Below are 9,580 nucleotides of genomic sequence, written 5' to 3' on the forward strand. Positions count from 1 at the left end.
AGAAGTGTTATTTTTTTTTAATTTTAGGATAGTCTAAAAATTACCCTTCATTATGAAAACACTTATATGTATAAAAACTCTGAAGGGAATATTTCTACCACTTTTACTACCGATGAAAACTATTTAAAAAAAGAACTTTATCAATTAGTAAAAACAAAAGAATCTATTTTTGATTTCATTCAAGAATCTGCTTTAGATGGATTATGGTTTTGGGACTTAGACAATCCTGAGAATGAATGGATGAATGCTCGTTTTTGGACTACCCTTGGGTATGATCCCGATAGCATGCCACATACATCTTCGGCATGGCAAGAAATTATTAATAAAGATGATCTTGCTTTAGCTTTAAAAAATTTTCATAGACATTGTAAGGATTCTTCTTTCCCTTATGAACAAATAGTACGTTACACTCATAAATTAGGACATACCGTATGGATCCAGTGTAAAGGAATCATTCTGAGAGACGATCAAGGTAGACCAACAAGAATGCTTGGCGCTCATATTGATGTTACCAAGTTAAAAAAAGTAAAATTCAAATTAAGAAAACAAATAGAGCGGTATGAGCATATTATTGAGGGAACAAATATTGGTACATGGGAATGGAATTTGCAAACTGATCAAATTATTTTTAATGAGAGATGGGCCGAAATGCTAGGATATTCTCTGACAGAATTAGATCCTATTACTATAAACACTTGGACTGACATTATTCATCCTGAAGATCGAAGAACATCTAGAGAATTATTAGCCTATCATTGCGAAGGTAAGACTCCTCATTATGAGTGCGAAATACGTTTAAAACATAAAAAAGGGAATTGGATCTGGGTACTTGACAGAGCTAAAATCTTGAGTAGAATGCCAAATGGCACACCCGAATGGGTAATAGGGTCCTATCAAGAAATTACTCAAAGAAAAAACGATCTCAATCAATATATGTCATTTATAGAACAAGCACCTAGTGCAATTGCTATGCTGGATACAAATATCTGTTACATAGCCCATTCAAAAAAATGGAAAATTGATTACAATATAAAAGACGAAGATATCATTGGAAAATCACATTATGATATTTTCCCAGAAATAGGAGAAGCCTGGAAAAAGGATCATCAGGATTGCCTTTCAGGAATAACACTAAAAAACGACGAAGAACAATTTGAGAGAGCAGACGGTAGTATTCAGTGGATATCTTGGGAGTTAAGACCTTGGTATAAGGATGATAAGAAGATTGGAGGAATCATTATGATGACTACAGATATTACCAAAACAAAAGAAATTGAAATACAGCTCAAACTAAGTGAGAAAAGGTTTAGAGGAAATTTCGAAAATGCAGCTACTGGGATGGCAATTGTTGACCTAGATGGTAAATGGATAGAAGTAAACACTTCATTATGTGATATGTTAGGGTATACCGCCAAAGAGCTCAAAACTTATAATTTTAGGGAAGTTACATATCCTGACGACAGAGAAATCGGTATAACACATACTAAAGAACTATTAGACAATAAACGTTCATTTTTTCATGCAGAGAAACGGTATCAACATAAAAATGGAGTTCCGATTCATGCCCTTGTATCTGTTTCATTAATAAGAAACGAAGAAGAGAATCCCTTACATTTTATTGTACAAATAACCAATATTACCCCAAGAGTTAAAGCCAGAGAAAAACTTCAAGAAACATTAGCTCAATTAGAGGGTTTGCTCGAGGCAAGCACACAAGTAAGTATCATATCTACTGATATTCACGGTATGATTACAAAATTTAATAAAGGTGCAGAAAATTTGTTGGGGTACAATAAAGAAGATATTATTAATAAAAAGACCATTGACCTAATTCATCTACCAAATGAATTAATGAATTACAGAAATGAACTTCCTAGTTTAGTAGTAAAAAACAGTACAGACTTCGATATCTTAATAACAAATTTAAATCAAACAGAATATAACAATAAAGAATGGACATATCTTAGAAATGACGGTACTCAATTTCCCGTGCAACTCTCTTCTACAACTATAAAATCAAACAATGTCATAACGGGTTATTTATTTGTAGCCACGAACATCAGTGAAATAAAAAAGGTTGAAAAAGAAATAAAATCATTGTTAGAAGTTGCCAATGATCAAAATGAAAGACTCAAAAACTTTGCGCATATCGTTTCTCACAATCTAAAATCACATTCCGGTAATTTTAGTATGCTTTTAGATCTTTACATCAAAGAAAATCCTGAATTCGAAGAAAATGAAATTATAGAATTATTTAAGTTAGCGTCAAATAATCTAAGTGATACTATTACACATCTTAATGAAGTAGTTTTGATGAATACTGCTATAGATCAAAACCTAGTAAGCTTAAATCTTTTTAACTCTATTAACAAAATTACGACCAGCACTTTATTAAGTGCCAAAAATGCAAAAGTAGAAATAACAAATACTGTTGATCCAACTCTCAATATAAAAGGTATTTCTGCCTATTTAGATAGTATTTTACTCAACTTCATTACCAATGGAATCAAATACAGATCTCAAGAAAGAGATAGCTATATTAAATTAAGTTCTTGTATAGAGAATGATAATGCAATTTTGAGTATTGAAGATAATGGTTTAGGTATAGACTTAAAAAAACATCATTCAAAACTATTTGGCATGTATAAGACTTTTCATAAAAATAAAGAAGCAAGAGGAATTGGACTATTTATAAGTAAAAACCAAGTAGAAGCTATTGGGGGTAAAATTGAGGTAGAAAGTGAAGTAAACAAAGGAACAACTTTTAAAATATATATGAAACATGATAAAAATTGACGTTGCTTGCATCATTGATGATGATGCTATTTTTATTTTTGGAGTTAAAAAGGTAATGCAAATTGCTAATATCTGTGATAGTTTTTTAATTTACAGAGATGGTCAAGAAGCTTTAGACTCTTTAACATCTATTATTTCTGCAAATAAAAAACTCCCTGATGTAATTCTATTGGATCTTAATATGCCCATATTAGATGGTTGGCAGTTTTTGGAAGAATTTATAAAAGTCCCTGCTTCAAAAGAAATACTTATATACATAGTATCTTCATCGGTTGACCCAAAAGATGTGCTCAGAGCAAAATCATTTGAAATTGTAAGCAATTATATTGTAAAACCTGTGACCATGGATAGTTTAATTAGTACATTAGAGAAGGATGCAAAAGATAGAGAAAATACTTAAGATTATTTTAGAAAATTACAATTTTTAATAAATTCCGTACTCTAGCCTGTAAAAAAGATGTTTTGTTAATCTTGATCCATAGATTTTTCATTTCACAACAATTATACAAGTCTATTTTTCGGTTCTCAGATACAAAAACTGTAAAAACACATACTTAGTTTAACGTGAGTTCGGTTTAAAAAAAAGAATACTATCATCTTAAAAAGATAAAAGCCAAAACTAAAGCTAGTGAAAAACTATGGATATTCTTTGGCATACACACTGCTAATGCGATAGAAATAGGCAGACGAATACAGAAAAGTCAAATACAAATAGCGGTCTAAAATTAAAGTTTATTATAAAGTTGATGGGAGAACTACGTCTTGTTTTTTACAAAAAAAAACCAAAATACACAAAAGCCGTAAAAATCTTCCAAAACAAAAAATCTATGACTGAATTGTATTCAAATCATAGATTTTTATTTAATAGAAATCTTTAATTAAGCTATTTTCTGAATGCGCCTTTAAAATTAATGTTTTAGATTTTTATAGTAGCGGGAACAGGACTCGAACCTGTGACCTTCGGGTTACGAGGACAAACAAAAAAACCATAAAACTCTGTATCGTAAAGTTTTATGTTTTTTTTGGGGCGTGCAAATCGATGAATTTAATAACATTTCCGTACTAAAAAACCATGCTCCAAAATCCGCTTTTAGGTTACATTAATTTATACCTATTTTTTTAGATCCAATTTCAGTGTAATAACGTTACATTCTTGTAATAATAAATTCTGATCTTCTATTCAACTGATGATTTGCTTCTGAACAAGGTACGTCATTACCACAATTATTAATAAGTTGGGTTTCTCCATATCCAATAGCGCTCTCAATACGATTTGTTGATATACCCTGAGAAACAATATATTTCATGGTGGATTTAGCTCTTCGATCAGAAAGTGCTCTATTATACTCATCCGGAGATCTAGAATCCGTGTGAGATTCTATTTTTATAACCATATTAGGGTATTGATTCATTAACAATACTATTTTATTAAGCTCGATAGCTGCATCATTTCTAATAAATGATTTATCTAAATCAAAATATATAATCCCAATCTTTATCTTTAACAACCCGTTTTCTTCCACGATTAATTCGCTTACAGTGTCTAAACCAAGTGGTACTTCTGTTTTACCGGGTTGATTTAGTGTTTTAAATTCTTTATCATTTGGACTGTATCCTTGTTTTTGAGCAACAACTTTATATTTCTCAGAACAATCAATAGGAGTAACAAAATTATAGTCTCCGTTTACATCTGTTATGGCCTCTTCTATTTGCTCTCCTTGACTAGAAAACAAACTTACTTTAACATTAGTAATTCGTTCTCCTGTTTTAGTGTTGGAAACATACCCGTAAACATTTTGCGTACATTTCTCTACTGGAATTCTTTCAAAAGAATAAATATCATCATCTCCTTTTCCTGATTTCCTGTTAGAGCAAACAAAACCAGTATTCTTATCTTCTCTGATAATAAATCCAAAATCATCGAGCTTACTGTTAAGTGGTGCTCCCAAGTTCACAGGAGTTTCAAAATATTTAGTGTCCGAATAATTAGATTCGAAAACATCTAATCCACCCAAACCTAAATGTCCGTCGGAAGCAAAATATAGCCTTTCTTCTGTTATATAAGGAAACATCTCCCTACCATAAGTATTGATTTGATTTCCAACATTTTTAGGATTGGAGTATTTATCATCTTCCAGAATATCAACAACAAATATGTCTGTCGCACCTATAGATCCCGCCATATCAGAAACAAAATACAATTGTTTACCATCTGGACTCACAGCCGGGTGGCCTACAGAATAATCCTCACTGTTAAAAGGTAACTCTTTAATATCTGTCCAAACCTCATTTCCTTTCTTGTCTTTTTTAAGAACTGCACTGTAAAGTTTTAGATGATTGATCCCTTCATTATCTCTTCCTAAGTTTCCATTAAAATTATTCCTGGTAAAATAAATTTTATTGCTATCTAATGAGAAAGAAACAGTAGCCTCGTGATACTTTGTGTTTATATCCTCAGAAAAATTCTCTGATTCGATAACATCATTTTCTAAGGTATTCAATTCTCCTAAATACAGATTAAGGAATGGTTGCTCATTCCAACCATACTTTCTTTCATGATAATAGGATGAATCAATCGCAGAGGCATATACTAAACTATCTTTATAATACATCGGACCGAAATCTGAATACTCTGTATTTATAGATAAATTTCTAAGTGCAAATTGAGGTTCTATATCCAAAATATCTTCTATAGTAACTTCTTCTTGCGCATATTTTACAGCTCTAGGGTCACTTACTTTCGTTTTCTTAGAAAACACTCGCATCCATTTTTTTGCCAATTTATATTCTCCAATTCCTTCTAAAGAATGTGCATATCTAAAAAGATACTCAGGGTCTACTTCTTCTGGGTATTCAGATACCAATTTGTCATACCATTTATGCGCATTTTTCATATCGGTATTAAAGTAATAAGCATCTCCAGCTTTTTGTAATATTTCCATGGAATTATCCCCCTTACCAATCACTGTTTCATATTCTTCGGCAGCTTGTACGTACCACATTTTAGAAAATAAATCATCTGCCCTTTTGTATTTCTTTTGGGCGGAAACTGTCATTGAAAAAATCAATAACATATATATCGTAATAGTTTTTTTCATTTTGAGTACTTTTTTAGAAGAATCTAGGTGATTTTAATCTCTTTTCAGCTGATATTAATTCGAAACGAATCATTATTTCATGACTCCCTGTAGTAAAATTTTGAAGTTCTGTTGTCGTATAATCATATGCATAACCGATAAGCAACCCTGGAGAGATTTGAAATCCAGCTAGTCCACTAAATGAATCATCCCAACGATATGCTACTCCTAATCTAAACTTATCATAGAACATAAAGTTTGCAGATAAATCAACGATCAAAGGCGCCCCAACAACATGCTTTAGCAAAAATGCTGGCTTAAACTTTGTATTGGTATTCACATCAAACACTAATCCTCCAATTAAGAAAAAATGTAACCGTTCTGAGGCAATGGATTGTTGGATATCATCATGATGTTGGTCTGTAAAAAAGTTAGGAATAGATATTCCTAAATAACTTTTTTCTCCATGTAAATATAATCCTGCTCCAACTGTAGGAAAAAATCTATTATTTATATTCTGTTGAAACAATACATCTGGGTCTTGAGATTGTCCTCTGGACCAATCTATGTTAAAAAGTCTTCCACCTCCTTTTACTCCAAAAGAAAGTTTATGAGTTTGTGAAGTTTGAATCGTATATGAAAAATTCAGATCCATATAAAATTCATCGGCAGGACCGATTTGATCGTTCACAACAGAAAGACCAAGACCTACTCTCTTTCCCACTGGAGAATCTATAGTTAATGTTTGCGTTCTAGGAGCTCCGTCAATCCCAACCCATTGGGATCTATGAATTCCTGTTACATTAAAATTCCCTCTGGACCCAGCATATGCTGAGTTTACACTTAAAGTATTATACATGTATTGCGTAAACTGTGGATCTTGTTGGGCGCATATACTCGTTGATATAAGTATTATTAAAATGCCTAAATATTTTTTGATAGTTATATCCATTTGTTTTATCAATTTTTTTGAAAGTAGGTTTTCTGTTTTATTAGTCTTTTTCATAAGGAAACTTTTATCTGTTGATGTATAACCATCCGGCTTTTCGCTCACTACCATCTCCTAAATCTAGAATATAGTAGTAGGTTCCAACAGGAAGCTTTTCTTCGGTATATAAAACAGCTCTACCATTAGAGGTTCCATCGAAAGTATTATCATATCCCTCTTTCTGATACACTATATTACCCCACCTATTATAAATTAAAAGTTTGTTATTTGGATATCTGTCTATACAATCAATATAGAATAGATCATTCACACCGTCATTATTTGGTGAAAACTCATTAAATACAGTTAAACAAATTGTTTCTATTGCAACTTGACTCTCATCATTATCTTCATTAGCATCTATTTGATCCAAAGATACCAGAGAGGCAATATTTACATAATCGTCTACATCAAGAACTTCTGCCGTAATTTCTAGTACTTCAGAACTATTTCCAGCTACTATTGGAATTGACCATATACCAGATACCTCATTATAATCTCCTGAGGTAGCCGAAAAGGAATCAAAACTATATCCTGTAGGAAGCTGATCTAATATTTCTATGGTTGTAGCATTTAAGGAACCTAAATTATTTGCCGTAATGGTGAATGTGATTATATCACCAATAGCAGGATTAGGATCACTGACAGTTTTGATTACTTGAATATCTGCAACGGGAGTTTCTATAAATGCACTATCCTCATCATCTTCACTCTGATCACCATCATCGTTATTAGGATCACTCGTTGGATCAAATTGGTCACTTTCGGTAATCTGTGCAATATTCACATATTCTTGATCTTCTAATGTTGGCATATTAACCGTTGCATCAAAAGTTATGTTTAATCCCGCCGTGGTAACCGTTAATCCGGACCAGTCAATTATATTACCTGTTAATACTCCTCCATTACTAATATTTGTAATATTACTGTATCCAATAGGAAGTATATCTTGTAAAGCAACACCTGTAGCTGTATCAGGTCCTGCATTATCAATTTGCAATGTAAATGTTACAACTTCTCCCACATTTGCATTTATATTACTCACTGATTTATCAAGGCTAAGATCTGCCCGTTCTACAAATACCTGAATGTCATCTTGATCATCCTCGGAAAGATCATCATTGCCAGGAGTACTATTAGGATCTATTTGATCACTGGCCGTTATTTCTGCAACATTTATATATTCATCAGTTGTACCTGAAGGAGAGTTTATTAGAACATCAATAAACAATGTCTGCGTACTTCCATTCGGTACGGTACCAACATCCCACACACCGGTTGTTTCATTATAGGTTCCAGAAGTAGCACTAAAAAGTATAAAGTCAAAACCAACTGGTAATTGATCTACCACTTCAACATTGGTGGCTGGATCGGGACCATTATTCGTTACAGTAACCTGGAACGTAATCTCATCTCCAACATTTGGTGTAATATCATTATCTACAACTGTTTTTTCCAAAAACAAATCAGCTATTGCATCAACTGGTGAAATTAATTGATTATCCTCATCATCTTCACTTTGATCACCATCATCATTTCCTGGAACGGAATCCGGATCTAGAACATCCGAAGCTGAAATTTCTGCCACATTTAAGTAATCACCAGAACCATTAACCAAAACATCAATCAATAAGGTTTCAGATGTACCGTTTGCTATATTCCCTACGGTCCAAACACCTGTTGTTTCATTATAAATGCCCGTTGAAGAACTAAATAATACAAAATCAAATCCAGAAGGTAACAGATCGATAACTTCTACACCAGTAGCATCTTGTGGACCATCATTTGTTACTGTTATTTGGAATGTAATTTCGGTTCCTACCCTTGGTGAAGTATCACCATCCACTACAGTTTTCACGAGAGATAAATCAGCGATTGCTTCAACAGGAGTAACAACCTCACTATCTTCATCATCCTCGCTTTGATCACCATCATCATTATTCGGGCTTGAATCTATATCTAAGACATCAGAAGCGGTTACTTGAGCTATATTTAAATAGTCTCCTGTTGGATTTACCAAAACATCTATTAATAAAGTTTCTGAAGTTCCACTTGCTATATTACCAACTGTCCAAATTCCAGTAGTCTCGTTATATCCACCAACCGTAGAACTAAATAGAACAAAATCATATCCCGAAGAAAGGAAATCAGTAACTTCTACACTCGTGGCATCTTGTGGACCATCATTCGTAATTGTAATCTGGAAAGTGATTTCAGATCCAATTAATGGAGTAGTATCTCCATCCACAACAACTTTGGTTAACGATAAATCCGCTATGGCTTCTACAGGAGTAACAATAGCATTATCTTCATCATCTTCACTCTGATCTCCATCATCATTATTAGGTTGAGAATCGATATCAAAAACATCAGATGCTATTACTTCGGTAACATTTAAATAATCTCCAGTAGGATTCACCAAAACATCTATTAATAAAGTTTCTGATTCTCCGGAAGGAACATTACCTACTTCCCATACACCTGTCGTCTCATCATATACTCCTGCAGTAGAGCTATATAATACAAAGTCATATCCTGAAGGTAATAAGTCAAGTACTTCAACACCAGTGGCGTTTTGCGGTCCATCATTAAATAATCTTATTTCAAATGTGATTTCTGACCCAATTAATGGAGTAGTATCTCCGTCGACCACAATTTTAGTGAGTGATAAATCTGCTTGTCTAGGAGGAATTGTTATACTATCCTCATCATCATCATC

General features: G+C 32.9%; 5 protein-coding genes. 2 read left to right on the top strand and 3 right to left on the bottom strand.

Annotation, left to right across the window (positions count from 1 at the left end; all coding sequences use genetic code 11):
• Nucleotides 1-66 precede the first annotated feature (66 nt).
• Together DZ60_RS24370 and DZ60_RS0116170 are read left to right on the top strand one after the other, a co-directional pair.
• Nucleotides 67-2,796, top strand: a complete 2,730-nt coding sequence (locus DZ60_RS24370) for a PAS domain S-box protein (protein WP_025743078.1) — start codon at nucleotides 67-69, stop codon at nucleotides 2,794-2,796.
• Complete coding sequence (locus tag DZ60_RS0116170; RefSeq protein ID WP_025743079.1) at nucleotides 2,783-3,196, top strand: response regulator; 414 nt, start codon at nucleotides 2,783-2,785, stop codon at nucleotides 3,194-3,196. Before DZ60_RS24370 ends, DZ60_RS0116170 begins: the two co-directional genes overlap by 14 nt.
• A gap of 745 nt (nucleotides 3,197-3,941) precedes the next feature.
• Here DZ60_RS0116170 and DZ60_RS0116175 read toward each other — a convergent pair.
• The 3 genes from DZ60_RS0116175 to DZ60_RS0116185 form a co-directional block, all read right to left on the bottom strand.
• Nucleotides 3,942-5,894, bottom strand: a complete 1,953-nt coding sequence (locus tag DZ60_RS0116175; RefSeq protein WP_025743080.1) for an OmpA family protein — start codon at nucleotides 5,892-5,894, stop codon at nucleotides 3,942-3,944.
• Nucleotides 5,895-5,907: 13 nt separating this feature from the next.
• A complete protein-coding gene (locus DZ60_RS0116180; protein WP_034229943.1) occupies nucleotides 5,908-6,825 on the bottom strand; it encodes a PorP/SprF family type IX secretion system membrane protein in 918 nt (305 codons plus the stop codon).
• Between the two features lie 64 nt (nucleotides 6,826-6,889).
• Nucleotides 6,890-9,580 (bottom strand): T9SS C-terminal target domain-containing protein (locus DZ60_RS0116185; protein ID WP_025743082.1); only part of this gene is annotated, 2,691 nt, incomplete at its 5' end.

The sequence above is a fragment of the Aquimarina pacifica genome, from assembly GCF_000520955.1.
Classification (GTDB): Bacteria; Bacteroidota; Bacteroidia; order Flavobacteriales; family Flavobacteriaceae; genus Aquimarina; species Aquimarina pacifica.

Bases quoted from the DNA above. Each gene is read 5' to 3' on its own strand.
- DZ60_RS24370 (WP_025743078.1), top strand. From the start codon at position 67: ATGTATAAAAACTCTGAAGGGAATATTTCTACCACTTTTACTACCGAT.
- DZ60_RS0116170 (WP_025743079.1), top strand. From the start codon at position 2,783: ATGATAAAAATTGACGTTGCTTGCATCATTGATGATGATGCTATTTTT.
- DZ60_RS0116175 (WP_025743080.1), bottom strand. From the start codon at position 5,894: ATGAAAAAAACTATTACGATATATATGTTATTGATTTTTTCAATGACA.
- DZ60_RS0116180 (WP_034229943.1), bottom strand. From the start codon at position 6,825: ATGGATATAACTATCAAAAAATATTTAGGCATTTTAATAATACTTATA.